This window comes from Hydrogenophaga sp., from assembly GCF_019635465.1.
Taxonomy (GTDB): Bacteria; Pseudomonadota; Gammaproteobacteria; order Burkholderiales; family Burkholderiaceae_C; genus Hydrogenophaga.
Window position 1 is genome coordinate 23,842 of the sequence record NZ_JAHBZK010000022.1, and the last position, 12,945, is coordinate 36,786.

Consider the following 12,945-nt stretch of genomic DNA (forward strand, 5'->3'; position numbering starts at 1 on the left):
CAGAGTTCGCTCGGTGTCAGTGCGGCTGGAAGGTCACGCGGCTGGGCACAGGCTTGAACTCGCCCAGTCGGCTCCACCACGGCATCAGCAGGAAGAAGCCGAAGTAGAACAGGGTGCCAGCCTGCGAAACGCGCTCACCCACCGGGGACGGCGGTTGAATGCCCAGGTAAGCCAGCACAAAGAAGTTGATCACGAACACGGTGTACAGCCACTTGTTCCAGCTTGGGCGGTAGCGGATCGACTTCACCGGGCTCTGGTCCAGCCAGGGCAGGAAGAACAGGATGATGACGGCACCGCCCATCACCACCACGCCCCAGAACTTGGCGTCGATCGACATCATGGCGGCGCTGACAGCGACTGCGGCCACCACGATGCCGCCTTTGACGGCACCGCCCACCTTGGCCTTGAGCACGCCCAGCAACGCACCCAGGATCACACACGCCACCAGCACGTACATCATCTCGGCGGTGATGGCACGCAGCATGGAATAGAACGGCGTGAAGTACCAGACCGGGGCAATGTGCAGCGGTGTGGTCAGCGGATCGGCCGGAATGAAGTTGTTGTATTCGAGGAAGTAGCCACCGAATTCGGGTGCGAAGAACACGATCGCAGAGAAGACCATCAGGAACACGGCCACGCCCAGGATGTCGTGAATCGTGTAGTAGGGGTGGAAGGGGATGCCATCCACCGGCTTGCCGGACGCGTCCTTGGTGGCCTTGATCTCGACGCCATCGGGGTTGTTCGAGCCCACTTCGTGCAGCGCGATCAGGTGAGCAACCACCAACCCCAGCAGCACCAGCGGCACGGCAATCACGTGGAAGCTGAAGAAGCGGTTGAGCGTTGCATCACCCACCACATAGTCACCGCGGATGAGCAAGGCCAGATCAGGACCGATGAACGGAATGGCAGAGAACAGGTTCACGATCACCTGCGCGCCCCAGTAGGACATCTGGCCCCAGGGAAGCAGGTAGCCCATGAAGGCTTCGGCCATCAGGCACAGGAAGATCGCGCAACCGAAGATCCAGACCAGTTCGCGCGGTTTGCGGTAGCTGCCGTAGAGCAGGCCACGGAACATGTGCAGGTACACCACGACGAAGAACGCCGATGCGCCGGTGGAGTGCATGTAACGGATCAGCCAGCCCCATGGCACGTCGCGCATGATGTACTCGACCGACGCAAACGCCACCGTTGCATCGGGTTTGTAGTGCATGACCAGGAAGATGCCAGTGACGATCTGGATCACCAGCACCAGCATGGCCAACGAGCCGAAGAAGTACCAGAAGTTGAAGTTCTTCGGCGCGTAGTACTCGGCCATGTGCTCGTTGTAGAGCTTGGTCAGCGGGAACCGGTTGTCGACCCAGTTCAACAGCTTCTGGCTGGCCGGTGCGTCGGGGGAGATTTCTTTGAATTCAGCCATGGGGTGCCTCGAAGTTCCTCAGTGGTTCGCTGCGGCGGCCTCAGGCCGGCTTGTCTTCACCGACCACCAGGACGGTCTCCGACGCGTAGTAGTGCGGCGGGATTTCGAGGTTGTCGGGGGCAGGCTTGTTCTGGAAGACGCGACCAGCCATGTCGAAGGTCGAGCCGTGGCAGGCACACAGGAAGCCACCGGGCCAGGTATCGGGCAACGACGGCTGGGGACCGGGCGTGAACTTGTCGCCGGGCGAGCAGCCGAGGTGGGTGCAAATGCCGATGGCAACCAGGTACTCGGGTTTGATCGAGCGATAGCGGTTCTTGGCGTACTCAGGGGTCGGCACGTTGGTGCGCTGGGAATTGGGGTCGGCCAGCTGCGCCTCGTCCTTCTCCAGCGTGGCCAGCTGCTCAGGCGAGCGATGGAAAATCCAGACCGGCTTGCCGCGCCACTCGACCACGATCTTCTCGCCCAGCGGAATGTTGGAAACGTCGACCTGGACCGCGGCACCTGCCGCACGCGCGCGCTCGGACGGCTGGAATGAGCTCACAAAGGGCACGGCCACTGCAGCGGCGCCCACGCCGCCCATGGCGCAAGAGGTGATGAGCCAGGTTCGGCGGCTGCCGTCCACAGCGCCTTTGCCGTTGTCGGCCCCAGCGGCTTGACCGCTGTTGGCAGTTGCTTCACTCATGGGGGTGTCTTTCTCGGTATCGAGGATGATGGGTACTCAGGGACAACCCGGCATTGTACTGGACCGAAATGCGTCCACTGCTGGGTTCCGTGCACCGCAGTGGGCTATAGGTGTGCCGCGCCACAACCCGCGCCTGGCATCGCGGCACGTGTGAGAATCGCCGCCACCCCAACCAACCGAGGAGCACAGGCATGGGCATGATGCAGGAGTTCAAGGAGTTCGCCGTCAAGGGCAACGTCATCGACCTTGCGGTCGGCGTGATCATCGGCGGCGCCTTCGGCAAGATCGTCGGATCGCTGGTCGAGGACGTGATCATGCCGATCGTGGGCCTCGTCTTCGGCAAGCTCGATTTCAGCAACCTGTTTGTGGTCCTGGGAACGGCGCCGGAGGGCACGGCCCGCACACTGGCGGCGATGAAAGCGGCCGGCGTGCCCGTTCTGGCCTATGGCAACTTCCTGACGGTCGCCATCAATTTCGCCATTCTGGCGTTCATCATCTTCATGATGGTGAAGCAGATCAATCGGCTCAAGCGGGAAGCGCCTGCGGCGCCACCAGCGCCGGCAGCACCGCCCGAGGACATCGTGCTGCTGCGCGAAATCCGCGACAGTCTCAAGCGCTGAGTGCGCTGGCCGCGTCGGCGGCCTCCAGTGCGGCGATCAGGCTGGCGGCGCTGGCTACGCCGCGCCCGGCAATGTCAAACGCCGTGCCGTGATCCGGGCTGGTGCGAATCAGCGGCAGCCCGAGCGTGGTGTTCACCCCATGCTCGACACCCAACAACTTCACCGGGATGAGTCCCTGGTCGTGGTACATCGCTATCACCACGTCGAAGGCGCCCTGCCGAGTTCGCATGAACACCGTGTCCGGCGGGAACGGTCCGCTGACCGTCAGGCCTTCTGACTGGGCATCCTGCACCGCCGGTGCGATGTGTTCGATCTCCTCAACGCCAAACAGTCCGCCCTCGCCCGCGTGGGGATTCAAGCCCGCCACGGCGATGCGCGGCTGCGCAATGCCCGTGCGGCGCAAATGTGCGTGGGTGATCCGGATGGTCTCCAGCACAGACTGCCGTGTCACCGCATCGATCGCCGCGCGCAAAGACACATGAATGCTGACCAGCACCGTCGCCAGGTCAGGCGCGCTGAGCATCATGCGCACGGGCACCTCATCCACCGGCCGCCCCAGATGATGAGCGGCCATGGCCTGCAGCAACTCGGTATGGCCCGGGAAAGGCTCACCGGCCGCGTGCAGGGCTTCCTTGTGGAGGGGAGCGGTCACCAGGGCCCGCGCCACACCTTGCAGCACGGCATTGGCGCCCGCACGCACTGCGCGGGCGGCGGCCGCACCGGCGCGAGGGTCCACCCGCCCCCAGGTCAGCACCGGCAGTGGGTCACCCAGCTGAAGCACACCCACCGCCCCCCGTGGCTTCTCACGCCACTGGTCGAAGTCGCCCAGTTCAGCGAGTGGCAGCGCGGCCAACGCACTGGCCACATCCGTTTGGCCCAGCGCCGCCGCCCTGCGCAAGCTACCGGTGTCGCCCAGAAGGATCACCTTCTCCCGCCAGGTTGGGCGCTCGCGCATGGCCCGCATGGCGATTTCCGGGCCGATGCCCGACGGGTCGCCCATGCTCAACACGATGGGTCTGGCGGTCATGCGGGATTCGGAATATCGATGAAATGGTGCGCGATGCCCAGCTCGGCGGCCACCTGAGCGCCCACCGCAGGCGCCCCATAGCGCTCGGTGGCGTGGTGACCGCACGCGAGGTAGGCCACCCCGGATTCGCGCGCGTAGTGGGCCTGAGGCTCGGAAATCTCGCCGGTGATGAAGGCATCGACGCCCGCGGCAATGGCGGCTTCGAAATAACCCTGGGCACCGCCCGTGCACAGGCCGATGCGTCGCAAGGGTCGTCCATCGCCCGGCACCAGTGTCACTTCGCGGCCCAGCACGGTTTGCACATGCGCCGCCAATTGCTGGGCGCCATCAAACCCGCGCTGACCTATGAAGCCAAGTGATTGGTCCCCAAAGCGCGCGTCGGCTTCCAGGTCCAGCCCCAGCACCCGCGCCAGTTGCGCGTTGTTGCCCAACGCGGGGTGGGCGTCCAACGGCAAGTGGTAGGCAAACAGGTTGATGTCGTGCGCCATCAGCTTGCCCAGGCGCTGCCGCATCCAGCCCGTCACCCGGCCGTCCTGGCCACGCCAGAAGAGGCCATGGTGCACCAGGATGGCGTCCGCCTGCGCCTCGATGGCGGCATCGATCAGCGCCAGGCTTGCCGTCACACCGCTGACCAATCGGGCAATCCGGGCCTTGCCCTCCACCTGCAGGCCATTGGGGCCGTAGTCCTTGAACTGGCTGGGTTGCAGCAGACGGTCCAGGGTCAGACCGAGTGCGTCGCGCGTGGAGCTCATGGCAGCTGTCGAACTTGAAAACCGCGATTCTGACAGCCACCTTGGACGGTAGTGAATGCTGGACAATCGCTCTTTTTGATTCGCGCCGTCTCTGAATGAAACGCCTCTGGCTCGTCTTCGCCCAAACTGTCACCGTGCTGGTCGCGGTGTTTTTCGTGGTGGCCACCTTGCAGCCTCAATGGCTGGGCCGGCGTGCGCTGCCCTCGGTGGTACCGGTCTTCGAGGCCTCGCCAACCAGCAACCCCGTGGTCGACCCGGGCACGGTGAGCCTGCGCGCTGCGGCCAAGGCGGCTTCCCCTGCGGTGGTCAGCATCAACACCAGCAAGGCCCCGGCCGACAACCCCAACAGCACGGACCCCTGGTTTCGCTTCTTCTTCGGCGACCAACTCAACAATCAGCCGCAGACGGGCCTCGGCTCCGGCGTGATCCTCAGTCCGGCCGGCTACCTGCTCACCAACAACCACGTGGTCGAAGAGGCCGACGAGATCCAGGTGATCCTCAACGACGGTCGCCAGACCGCGGCCAAGGTGATCGGCACGGACCCCGAGACCGATCTGGCGGTGCTCAAGATCGAACTCACCGATCTGCCGGTGATCACCCTGGGCAATTCCGACGCACTGCAAATTGGCGATCCGGTGCTGGCCATTGGCAACCCCTTTGGCGTCGGACAGACCGTCACCAGCGGTATCGTCAGTGCGCTGGGTCGCACCCAGCTCGGCATCAACACGTTCGAGAACTTCATCCAGACCGATGCCGCGATCAATCCGGGCAACTCTGGCGGCGCTCTGGTCGACGTCAACGGCCACCTGATGGGCATCAACACCGCCATCTACTCGCGCTCGGGCGGATCGATGGGCATCGGCTTTGCCATTCCGACCTCCACCGCGCGCAGCGTGATGGAAGCGATCGTCAAGGACGGTCAGGTGACCCGCGGCTGGATCGGTGTGGAGCCGCAGGACCTCACGCCGGAACTGGCCGAGAGCTTCGGCGTGGGTACCAAACAGGGCGTCATCATCACGGGCGTGCTGCAAAACGGGCCCGCCGCCCAGGCCGGCATCCGCCCGGGTGACGTCATCACCCGCGTCAAGGGGCGTGAAGTCAAGGATGTGCCCCAGCTGTTGTCCGCAGTGGCCGCACTGGCGCCGGGAGAAACCGCCGAACTCGACGTGTTGCGGCGAACCGAGTCCCTCAAAGTCACCGTGACGGCAGGTCGCCGCAATCTGGCGCGTCAGGCGGTGAATCGGCGCTGATCGGCTCGGCCGTTCAGCTCGAAGCCTTCTCCTCGGCGTTCTCTGCTTCGTCGTCGGCACGGGTGCTCTTGACGAAGGCCTGCGCGCCCCAGATGCCCAGTTCGTAGAGCAGGCACATGGGCAGCGCCAGGGCGAGCTGCGAGATCACATCAGGCGGCGTGACCACGGCGGCGACGATGAAAGCCACGACGATGAAGTAGCCGCGAAAGCTCTTGAGCTTGTCGACCGTCACCATGCCCATCTTGACCAGCAGCACCACAACGATCGGCACCTGGAAGGCCAGACCGAAGGCCAGGTACAGGCCAAGGATGGCCTCCACGTAGGAAGCGATGTCGGGCGTTGCAGCCACGCTGGCGGGCGTGAATTTCTGGATGAACCCGAACATCTTGTCGAGCACGAACAACTGCACGAACGCGATGCCCGCATAGGCCAGCAGGCTGCCGACGACGATCAACGGAATGGCGAAGCGCTTCTCGTGGCTGTAGAGGCCAGGCGCGACAAACGACCACACCTGATACATCCACCAAGGCAGTGACAGCAGCACTGCGGCCATGGCCAGCACCTTCAAAGGCACGAAGAACGGCGAGAACACCCCCACGGCAATCAGGCGCGCGTCGGGCGGCATGTGCGCCCGGATGGGGATGGCGATCAGGTCGATCAGCCCGCTGGGACCTGGCCAGACGGCCAGCACCGCCATGCAGACGGCCAGACCGATGATGCTGTAGATCATGCGATCGCGCAGCTCCATCAGGTGCTGCACGAAGGGTTGTTCGGTACCGGCGAGTTCGTCGACCGATTCGGACTTGTCAGACATCAGGACCTACCGGATGGGCGAGGCCGGAAGCGCGCCACCCGCGCGGCACCCGACTGGGTGCGCGTGCGAACGCCGGTACGGGCCTTGAACCATTGCGGCACGGCCTTTTGCTTCAGACGGAAGTTTTTCTTGGGGTGCTTGTAGACCGGATAAACCGGCTCACCCAGTGACTGCAGCGCAGCGTCCGCACCATCCAGCCCTGCTGTGGCATCGGACCACGATTTCTCGAAATCGCTGGCACCGGATTCGACGGAAGACTGCACATCGCGCGCAGCGTTCTCCATCGAATCCTTCATCTTTTTGAGCTCTTCGAGCTCCATGGACCGATTGACTTCGGCCTTGACGTCGTTGACGTAGCGCTGCGCCTTGCCCAGCAGCGTCCCGACGGTGCGGGCCACGCGAGGCAACTTCTCAGGGCCGATGACGATCAGCGCCACCGCGCCGATGAGCGCCAGCTTGGAGATGCCCAGATCGATCATGTGTCAGCCTTGGCAGAGACAGGACGGGGCTGTGAACCAGCCCCGCAGATGTCGGCAAAGAAGACGCTGTGGCTTGACGCCTCAGCTCTTTTGCTTGGCCTCGACGTCGATGGTGCCCTTGTCGGCCGACGCGTTTTGCGTGACCTGGGGCGCAGGCGCGGCGGCTTCTTCGCTCTGGCCGCCCTCTTTCATGCCGTCTTTGAAGCCTTTGACGGCGCCACCAAGGTCAGAACCGATGTTCTTGAGCTTCTTGGTGCCAAAGACCATCACCACGATCAGCAGCACGATCAGCCAGTGCCAGATGGAAAACGTACCCATGTCAATCTCCGGAGGATGGGGGGTGCGCGAAGGCGCAATGCTGGGATTCTAAGGCCGGCAAAGGGTTCACTTATGAACACTGCGCATTGCCCTGCCCCGTTGATCAGCCACGCAGCCAGGGACGCGGACCGCCCATGACATGCACATGAAGGTGGTGCACTTCCTGTCCGCCCTCGGCGCCTGTGTTGCACACGATGCGAAATCCGCCGTCGGGATAGGGGTTGCACCCTTGCTCCGCAGCAAGCCGGGGGGCCAGGGTCATCAGCCGCCCCATCAAGCGTTCGTGCTCCGGACCGACCTGCGCCATCGACGCAATGTGCGCCTTGGGCACCATGAGAAAGTGCACCGGCGCCCAGGGGTTGATGTCGTGAAAGACGAACAGATCGTCGTCTTCATAGACCTTCTTCGACGGAATCTGGCCGGCGATGATCTTGCAGAAAATGCAGTTGGGGTCGTGAGCGCTCATGGTGAAGGCAATGGGGGGGTCAACGCGGCATGGGGCGGTTGTCGTTCATGCTGACCATGCCCCGCACGATGCGGTAGAGAAACCAGATCGAGATCAGGCCCCAGGCAATCCAGCCCGGCAAGACCAGCAGGAACCACAAGGGGGCAGTGACGAGGTACAGGATGGCGGCCCAGATCACGGTGCGGATGCGCCAGCTGAAGTGGCTGGCCTGCCAGGTACCTTCGGCGTCGCCGCGTTTGACCAGATCGATCACCAGGGCGACGATGAGCAGCGCGACGCTGGGCTGGGCCGATGGCAGCACCGCGCCTACGGCCACGATCAGGTGCAGGAGGTAGCTGAGCCAGCCGACGCTCTTGAGCGACTGCGCCTGCTCACTGTCAGTGGTTTCCACATCGATGACATCGCTCATGACTCACTCCTTGGCTTCGCGCTCACGCACCTTGCGCAGGGCTTTCTCTTCCAGCCCGCTCAGACCCTCTCGTCGCACCAGTTCGGCCACCACCTCGGCGGGGCCGAGCCCGTGGTGCGCCAGGGCGATCAGGCAATGGAACCACAGATCGGCGGTTTCGTTGACCAGCTTCTGCGGATCGCCGCCGTGCTCCAGGTCCTTGGCGGCCATCACCATCTCGGTGGCCTCTTCGCCAACTTTCTTGAGGATGGCGTCGTTGCCTTTGTGCAAGAGCCGCGCCACATAGCTCTTTTCGGGGTCCCCCCCGTTGGCTGGCTGGCGGGAGTCGATCACAGCGGCCAGGCGGGCCAGGTCGTCGGCTTGAGTCATGGCGTCACTTGTAGATGGATTCGGGGTCTTTGAGCACCGGCTCCACCGCGTGCCAGGCGCCATCCTGGTAGCGCTGGAAGAAACAACTGTGCCGGCCCGTGTGACAGGCAATGCCTGGCTCATGACCGAGTTGCGTCACCTTGAGCAGCACCACGTCGTTGTCGCAATCAAGCCGAATGTCGTGCACCGTCTGCACGTGACCGGACTCCTCGCCCTTGAACCAGAGCTTGCCGCGCGAGCGGCTGAAGTACACCGCCCGCCCGAGCTCGGCCGTCTTTTGCAAGGCCTCGCGGTTCATCCAGGCGAACATCAGCACATCACCGCTGCTGGCCTCTTGCGCGATCACGGGGACCAGGCCCTGGTCGTCCCATTTGACGTCGTCGAGCCAGTTCATCACAGCCGCACCGCAATGCCACGCTCGGCCATGCGCGCCTTGGCCTGGGCCACGGTGTACTCGCCGTAGTGGAAGATGCTGGCCGCCAGCACCGCGTCAGCGCCCCCTTGCTGAATGCCATCGGCCAGGTGGTCGAGTGTGCCCACACCGCCCGAGGCAATGACCGGCACGGCCACCGCATCGGCCACCGCACGCGTGAGCGCCAGATCGAACCCGGCCTTGGTGCCGTCGCGGTCCATGCTGGTGAGCAGGATCTCGCCCGCGCCGAAATCGGCCATCTGGCGCGCCCATGTCACCGCGTCCAGGCCGGTGTTCTTGCGCCCGCCATGGCTGTACACATCCCAGCCCTCACCGCGTTGGGCCAGGTCGTCGCCCTGACGCCGCTTGGCGTCGATGGCCACCACGATGCACTGCGACCCGTACTTGTCGGAGGCTGCACGAATGACCGGGGGGTTGGCGATTGCCGCGGAATTGAAGCTGGTCTTGTCGGCGCCCGCGTTGAGCAGGCGGCGAACGTCTTCGACCGTGCGCACGCCGCCACCCACGGTCAGGGGGATGAACACCTGGGAGGCTACCGCTTCGATGATGGGCAGGATCAGGTCACGGTCGTCGCTGGTGGCCGTGATGTCCAGGAAGGTGAGCTCGTCGGCACCCTGCTCGTTGTAGCGGGCCGCGATCTCGACCGGATCGCCTGCATCGCGCAGCTCGACGAAGTTGACGCCCTTGACCACACGGCCACCCGTGACATCGAGGCATGGAATGATTCGCTTGGCCAGCACGACGGCCTACCCGTTCAAGTCGTCGGCGAGCTTCTGGGCCGCCTCGAAGTCGAGATCGCCGCTGTAGATCGAGCGACCGCAGATCACCCCCTCGACGCCTTCGTCTTCGACAGCGCAGAGGTTGCGGATGTCGTCGAGGTTGGACAAACCGCCCGAAGCAATCACCGGGATGCTCAGCGACTGCGCCAGCTTGACGGTGGCGTCGATATTGATGCCCGTGAGCATGCCGTCGCGCCCGATGTCGGTGTAGATGATGGACTCGACGCCATAGTCCTCGAACTTGCGCGCGAGGTCGACCACTTCGTGGCCGGTGAGCTTGCTCCAGCCATCGGTGGCCACCTTGCCGTCCTTGGCGTCGAGGCCCACGATGATGTGGCCGCCAAAGGCGGTGCAGGCGTCCTGCAGAAAGCCCGGGTTCTTGACCGCGGCGGTGCCGATGATCACGTAGCGCAGGCCTGCATCCAGGTAGCGCTCGATCGTGTCGAGATCGCGAATGCCGCCACCGAGCTGCACATCGACTTCGCTGCCAATCTCCTTGAGGATGGCGCGAATGGCCTGCTCGTTCTTCGGTTTGCCGGCAAACGCACCGTTGAGATCGACGAGGTGCACACGGCGTGCACCTTTGTCGACCCAGCTGCGGGCCATGGCGGCCGGGTCTTCGCTGAAGACCGTGGATTGCTCCATGTCACCTTGCTTGAGGCGAACGCAGTGGCCGTCCTTGAGGTCGATGGCGGGAATCAGCAGCATGGTGTTGTCAGGCGCGTGGCGGGCGTCAGGGACGCCAGTTGAGGAAGTTTCGATAGAGCGCCAGGCCTTGATCGGCGCTTTTCTCGGGGTGGAACTGGGTCGCAAAAATGTTATCGCGGGCCACGGCGGCTGCAAAGCGCCCACCATAGTCGCACTCGCCCACCACATGTTCGGCCCGGGCGGGCGCAGCGTAGTAGCTGTGCACGAAGTAGAAGTAGGCGCCCTCGGGTACACCTGCCCACACCGGGTGCACCGGGCGGCCCAACTCGTGAAACACCCGGTTCCAGCCCATCTGGGGCACCTTGAAGCGGCTGCCGTCGGGCTGCAGTCGACCTTCGAGCTGGAAGCGGCGCACCTCTCCAGGAATCAGGCCCAGTCCGTCCGTCGGCCCCTCTTCGCTGCGATCGAGCAACATCTGCATGCCCACGCAAACGCCAAACAATGGCTTGTGTGCGCACGCTTGCAGCACGGCGTCCTTGAGGCCGGCGTCGGCCAGGGCACGCATGCAGTCGGCCATGTGGCCCTGCCCCGGCAACACCACACGCTCGGCGGCCAGAATGTCTTCGCAGCGCTGGGTAACGACGACCTTGACGTCGGTGTCGCGCGCGGCGTGCATGACCGCCTGCGACACCGAGCGCAGATTGCCGCTTTCATAGTCGACCACCGCGACGGTCCGGGATGTCATCGCAAGAAACCCGAGAAATGGCTCAGAGCGAACCCTTGGTGGAGGGAATCACGTCGCCCAGGCGCGGATCGCGCTCAAGCGCCATGCGAACCGCGCGAGCAAACGCCTTGAACACCGTCTCGGCCTGGTGGTGCGCGTTCTCACCGTGCAGGTTGTCGATGTGCAGCGTGACGGCGGCGTGGTTCACGAACCCCTGGAAAAACTCATAGGTGAGCTGGGTGTCGAAGGCGCCGATCATGCCGGCCTTGAACGGCACGCGCATGTGCAGGCCTGGTCGCCCGGAGAAGTCGATCACCACCCGCGACAGCGCTTCGTCCAGCGGCACGTAGGCGTGCCCGTAGCGGCGAATGCCCTTCTTGTCGCCTACGGCCTTGGCAAATGCCTGGCCCAGGGTGATGCCCACGTCTTCCACCGTGTGGTGCCCGTCGATGTGCAGATCACCCTCGGCCTTGATCTCCAGATCGATCAGGCCATGGCGGGCGATCTGGTCGAGCATGTGGTCGAAGAATCCAATGCCGGTGGACAGGACCGACACGCCGGTGCCGTCGAGGTTGATGCGCACACCAATGCGGGTTTCGCTGGTGTTGCGCTGCACCTGGGCGGCGCGGTCATCGGGGCCCGGATTCGGGAAGGCGGGCAGCGTGGTGGTCATAGGGCGGACTGCAGGGCTCGAAGCAGCTGGGCGTTTTCGTCGGGCGTGCCGACGGTGAGCCGCAGGCATTGCGCCAGCAGCGGGTGCATTGTAGAAACATTCTTCACGAGCACCCGCTGGGCCTTGAGCGCGTCAAAGGCCTTCTTCGCGTCGGGTACGCGCACCAGCACCATGTTGGCCTGGCTGGGGAACGGCGTCACGCCGGGCATGGCCGCCAGGGCCCCGATGAGTTGTTCGCGCTGATCGCGAATCGTGGCCGCCTGCTCGGCAAATTCCGCCGCGTGCTCGAGCGCAAACAGGGCGCACTCGGCGTTTAGCACGCTCACGTTGTAGGGCGGGCGCAGCTTGTCGAACTCCTGCACCAGGGCCTGCGGCCCGACGAGATAGCCGATGCGAACACCCGCCAGACCGAACTTGGACAGCGTGCGCATGAGCAGCACGTGGGCGTTGGCCTCGGGATGTGCGCGCATCTCGTCCAGCCAGGTGCGGCTGGAAAAAGGCTGGTACGCCTCATCGATCACGACCAGCCCGCCAAAGGTTGCCGCCTCGGCGATCAGGCGGCGCACAGTGGCCGCGTCCCACAGGTTGGCGGTGGGGTTGTTCGGGTAGGCCAGGTAGGTGATGGCTGGCTGGTGCGCGCGCATGGCCGCCAGCATGGCCGCCTCGTCAAGCTCGAAGTCGGCCGTGAGCGGCACGCCCTCGAAGCGCAACCCTTGCAACTGGGCGCTCATGGCGTACATCACGAAGCCCGGCAGCGGCGCCAGGATGGTGGCGCCGGGCAGGTCGCAGCCCATCGCCAGCAAGGAGATCAGTTCGTCGGAGCCATTGCCCAGCATCAGGGCATGACCAGCCGGCAACTGGATGTGCCGCTCCAGCGCCCGCTTGAGGTCTTCGACCCGCGCACCCGGGTAGCGGTTGATGGCCACGGCGCCCAGGCGACGGCCCAGCTCGGCCTGCAAAGGCAGAGGCAGCGCGAAGGGGTTCTCCATCGCGTCGAGCTTGACCATGCCGGTCGCGTCCTGGATGGCGTAGGCGTGCATGGACTGCACGTCCTGGCGAATGCGGGCCATGGGGTTGGTGTTCAT

At 64.5% G+C, this 12,945-nt stretch carries 18 protein-coding genes; 2 read left to right on the forward strand and 16 right to left on the reverse strand.

Annotated features, from left to right (window positions below):
• Positions 1–16 precede the first annotated feature (16 nt).
• Both KF871_RS17655 and petA read right to left on the reverse strand, forming a co-directional pair.
• Positions 17–1,417, reverse strand: coding sequence for a cytochrome bc complex cytochrome b subunit (locus KF871_RS17655; protein WP_291145613.1), 1,401 nt, complete (start codon positions 1,415–1,417; stop codon positions 17–19).
• A 40-nt stretch (positions 1,418–1,457) separates the two neighbouring features.
• The gene (gene petA, locus KF871_RS17660) at positions 1,458–2,099 is read right to left on the reverse strand and encodes a ubiquinol-cytochrome c reductase iron-sulfur subunit (RefSeq protein WP_291145616.1); all 642 of its coding nucleotides are present in this window, start codon (positions 2,097–2,099) and stop codon (positions 1,458–1,460) included.
• A 191-nt stretch (positions 2,100–2,290) separates the two neighbouring features.
• Between petA and mscL the strand changes: the two genes are divergently transcribed.
• The gene (mscL, locus tag KF871_RS17665) at positions 2,291–2,719 is read left to right on the forward strand and encodes a large conductance mechanosensitive channel protein MscL (protein ID WP_291145778.1); all 429 of its coding nucleotides are present in this window, start codon (positions 2,291–2,293) and stop codon (positions 2,717–2,719) included.
• Here mscL and pdxA read toward each other — a convergent pair.
• Together pdxA and KF871_RS17675 are read right to left on the reverse strand one after the other, a co-directional pair.
• Positions 2,709–3,746, reverse strand: a complete 1,038-nt coding sequence (gene pdxA / locus KF871_RS17670) for a 4-hydroxythreonine-4-phosphate dehydrogenase PdxA (RefSeq protein WP_291145618.1) — start codon at positions 3,744–3,746, stop codon at positions 2,709–2,711. The two genes, mscL and pdxA, sit on opposite strands and share 11 nt — an antisense overlap.
• The gene (locus KF871_RS17675) at positions 3,743–4,498 is read right to left on the reverse strand and encodes a Nif3-like dinuclear metal center hexameric protein (RefSeq protein WP_291145620.1); all 756 of its coding nucleotides are present in this window, start codon (positions 4,496–4,498) and stop codon (positions 3,743–3,745) included. Before KF871_RS17675 ends, pdxA begins: the two co-directional genes overlap by 4 nt.
• Before the next feature lie 95 nt (positions 4,499–4,593).
• Here KF871_RS17675 and KF871_RS17680 point away from each other — a divergent pair, with 95 nt between their 5' ends.
• On the forward strand, positions 4,594–5,748 hold the full coding sequence (locus KF871_RS17680) for a Do family serine endopeptidase (RefSeq protein ID WP_291145623.1): 1,155 nt from the start codon (positions 4,594–4,596) through the stop codon (positions 5,746–5,748).
• A 13-nt stretch (positions 5,749–5,761) separates the two neighbouring features.
• Here KF871_RS17680 and tatC read toward each other — a convergent pair whose 3' ends face one another.
• The 12 genes from tatC to hisC form a co-directional block, all read right to left on the reverse strand.
• Positions 5,762–6,562, reverse strand: a complete 801-nt coding sequence (gene tatC / locus KF871_RS17685) for a twin-arginine translocase subunit TatC (protein ID WP_291145625.1) — start codon at positions 6,560–6,562, stop codon at positions 5,762–5,764.
• Positions 6,562–7,041 carry a Sec-independent protein translocase protein TatB gene (gene tatB, locus KF871_RS17690; RefSeq protein ID WP_291145627.1) on the reverse strand — a complete coding sequence of 160 codons (480 nt, stop codon included), beginning with the start codon at positions 7,039–7,041 and terminating at the stop codon, positions 6,562–6,564. Before tatB ends, tatC begins: the two co-directional genes overlap by 1 nt.
• 81 nt (positions 7,042–7,122) lie before the next feature.
• The gene (gene tatA, locus KF871_RS17695; RefSeq protein ID WP_291145630.1) at positions 7,123–7,359 is read right to left on the reverse strand and encodes a Sec-independent protein translocase subunit TatA; all 237 of its coding nucleotides are present in this window, start codon (positions 7,357–7,359) and stop codon (positions 7,123–7,125) included.
• 103 nt (positions 7,360–7,462) lie between these two features.
• Entirely contained in the window at positions 7,463–7,825 is a 363-nt protein-coding gene (locus tag KF871_RS17700; RefSeq protein ID WP_291145633.1) for a histidine triad nucleotide-binding protein, read from the reverse strand.
• A gap of 19 nt (positions 7,826–7,844) precedes the next feature.
• On the reverse strand, positions 7,845–8,234 hold the full coding sequence (locus tag KF871_RS17705; protein ID WP_291145636.1) for a hypothetical protein: 390 nt from the start codon (positions 8,232–8,234) through the stop codon (positions 7,845–7,847).
• 3 nt (positions 8,235–8,237) lie between these two features.
• Positions 8,238–8,603, reverse strand: a complete 366-nt coding sequence (locus KF871_RS17710; RefSeq protein WP_291145639.1) for a phosphoribosyl-ATP diphosphatase — start codon at positions 8,601–8,603, stop codon at positions 8,238–8,240.
• Between the two features lie 4 nt (positions 8,604–8,607).
• A complete protein-coding gene (hisI, locus tag KF871_RS17715) occupies positions 8,608–8,997 on the reverse strand; it encodes a phosphoribosyl-AMP cyclohydrolase (protein WP_291145641.1) in 390 nt (129 codons plus the stop codon).
• On the reverse strand, positions 8,997–9,776 hold the full coding sequence (gene hisF / locus KF871_RS17720; protein ID WP_291145644.1) for an imidazole glycerol phosphate synthase subunit HisF: 780 nt from the start codon (positions 9,774–9,776) through the stop codon (positions 8,997–8,999). Before hisF ends, hisI begins: the two co-directional genes overlap by 1 nt.
• A gap of 6 nt (positions 9,777–9,782) precedes the next feature.
• Positions 9,783–10,523 (reverse strand): 1-(5-phosphoribosyl)-5-[(5-phosphoribosylamino)methylideneamino]imidazole-4-carboxamide isomerase, encoded by a 741-nt coding sequence (gene hisA, locus KF871_RS17725; protein WP_291145647.1) that lies wholly within the window; start codon positions 10,521–10,523, stop codon positions 9,783–9,785.
• 25 nt (positions 10,524–10,548) lie between these two features.
• Positions 10,549–11,208: an imidazole glycerol phosphate synthase subunit HisH gene (gene hisH, locus KF871_RS17730; RefSeq protein WP_291145650.1), complete on the reverse strand. Its 660-nt coding sequence runs from the start codon at positions 11,206–11,208 to the stop codon at positions 10,549–10,551.
• A gap of 22 nt (positions 11,209–11,230) precedes the next feature.
• Positions 11,231–11,860: an imidazoleglycerol-phosphate dehydratase HisB gene (gene hisB / locus KF871_RS17735; protein ID WP_291145653.1), complete on the reverse strand. Its 630-nt coding sequence runs from the start codon at positions 11,858–11,860 to the stop codon at positions 11,231–11,233.
• Positions 11,857–12,945, reverse strand: a complete 1,089-nt coding sequence (hisC, locus tag KF871_RS17740) for a histidinol-phosphate transaminase (RefSeq protein WP_291145656.1) — start codon at positions 12,943–12,945, stop codon at positions 11,857–11,859. The genes hisB and hisC overlap by 4 nt, the downstream gene beginning before the upstream one ends.

Coding starts and splice junctions, on each gene's coding strand:
- tatC (WP_291145625.1), bottom strand. CDS start 6,562: ATGTCTGACAAGTCCGAATCGGTCGACGAACTCGCCGGTACCGAACAA.
- tatA (WP_291145630.1), bottom strand. CDS start 7,359: ATGGGTACGTTTTCCATCTGGCACTGGCTGATCGTGCTGCTGATCGTG.
- petA (WP_291145616.1), bottom strand. CDS start 2,099: ATGAGTGAAGCAACTGCCAACAGCGGTCAAGCCGCTGGGGCCGACAAC.
- hisH (WP_291145650.1), bottom strand. CDS start 11,208: ATGACATCCCGGACCGTCGCGGTGGTCGACTATGAAAGCGGCAATCTG.
- tatB (WP_291145627.1), bottom strand. CDS start 7,041: ATGATCGATCTGGGCATCTCCAAGCTGGCGCTCATCGGCGCGGTGGCG.
- hisC (WP_291145656.1), bottom strand. CDS start 12,945: ATGAACACCAACCCCATGGCCCGCATTCGCCAGGACGTGCAGTCCATG.
- KF871_RS17705 (WP_291145636.1), bottom strand. CDS start 8,234: ATGAGCGATGTCATCGATGTGGAAACCACTGACAGTGAGCAGGCGCAG.
- KF871_RS17675 (WP_291145620.1), bottom strand. CDS start 4,498: ATGAGCTCCACGCGCGACGCACTCGGTCTGACCCTGGACCGTCTGCTG.
- hisB (WP_291145653.1), bottom strand. CDS start 11,860: ATGACCACCACGCTGCCCGCCTTCCCGAATCCGGGCCCCGATGACCGC.
- pdxA (WP_291145618.1), bottom strand. CDS start 3,746: ATGACCGCCAGACCCATCGTGTTGAGCATGGGCGACCCGTCGGGCATC.
- mscL (WP_291145778.1), top strand. CDS start 2,291: ATGGGCATGATGCAGGAGTTCAAGGAGTTCGCCGTCAAGGGCAACGTC.
- KF871_RS17700 (WP_291145633.1), bottom strand. CDS start 7,825: ATGAGCGCTCACGACCCCAACTGCATTTTCTGCAAGATCATCGCCGGC.
- KF871_RS17655 (WP_291145613.1), bottom strand. CDS start 1,417: ATGGCTGAATTCAAAGAAATCTCCCCCGACGCACCGGCCAGCCAGAAG.
- hisI (WP_291145641.1), bottom strand. CDS start 8,997: ATGAACTGGCTCGACGACGTCAAATGGGACGACCAGGGCCTGGTCCCC.
- KF871_RS17710 (WP_291145639.1), bottom strand. CDS start 8,603: ATGACTCAAGCCGACGACCTGGCCCGCCTGGCCGCTGTGATCGACTCC.
- KF871_RS17680 (WP_291145623.1), top strand. CDS start 4,594: ATGAAACGCCTCTGGCTCGTCTTCGCCCAAACTGTCACCGTGCTGGTC.
- hisA (WP_291145647.1), bottom strand. CDS start 10,523: ATGCTGCTGATTCCCGCCATCGACCTCAAGGACGGCCACTGCGTTCGC.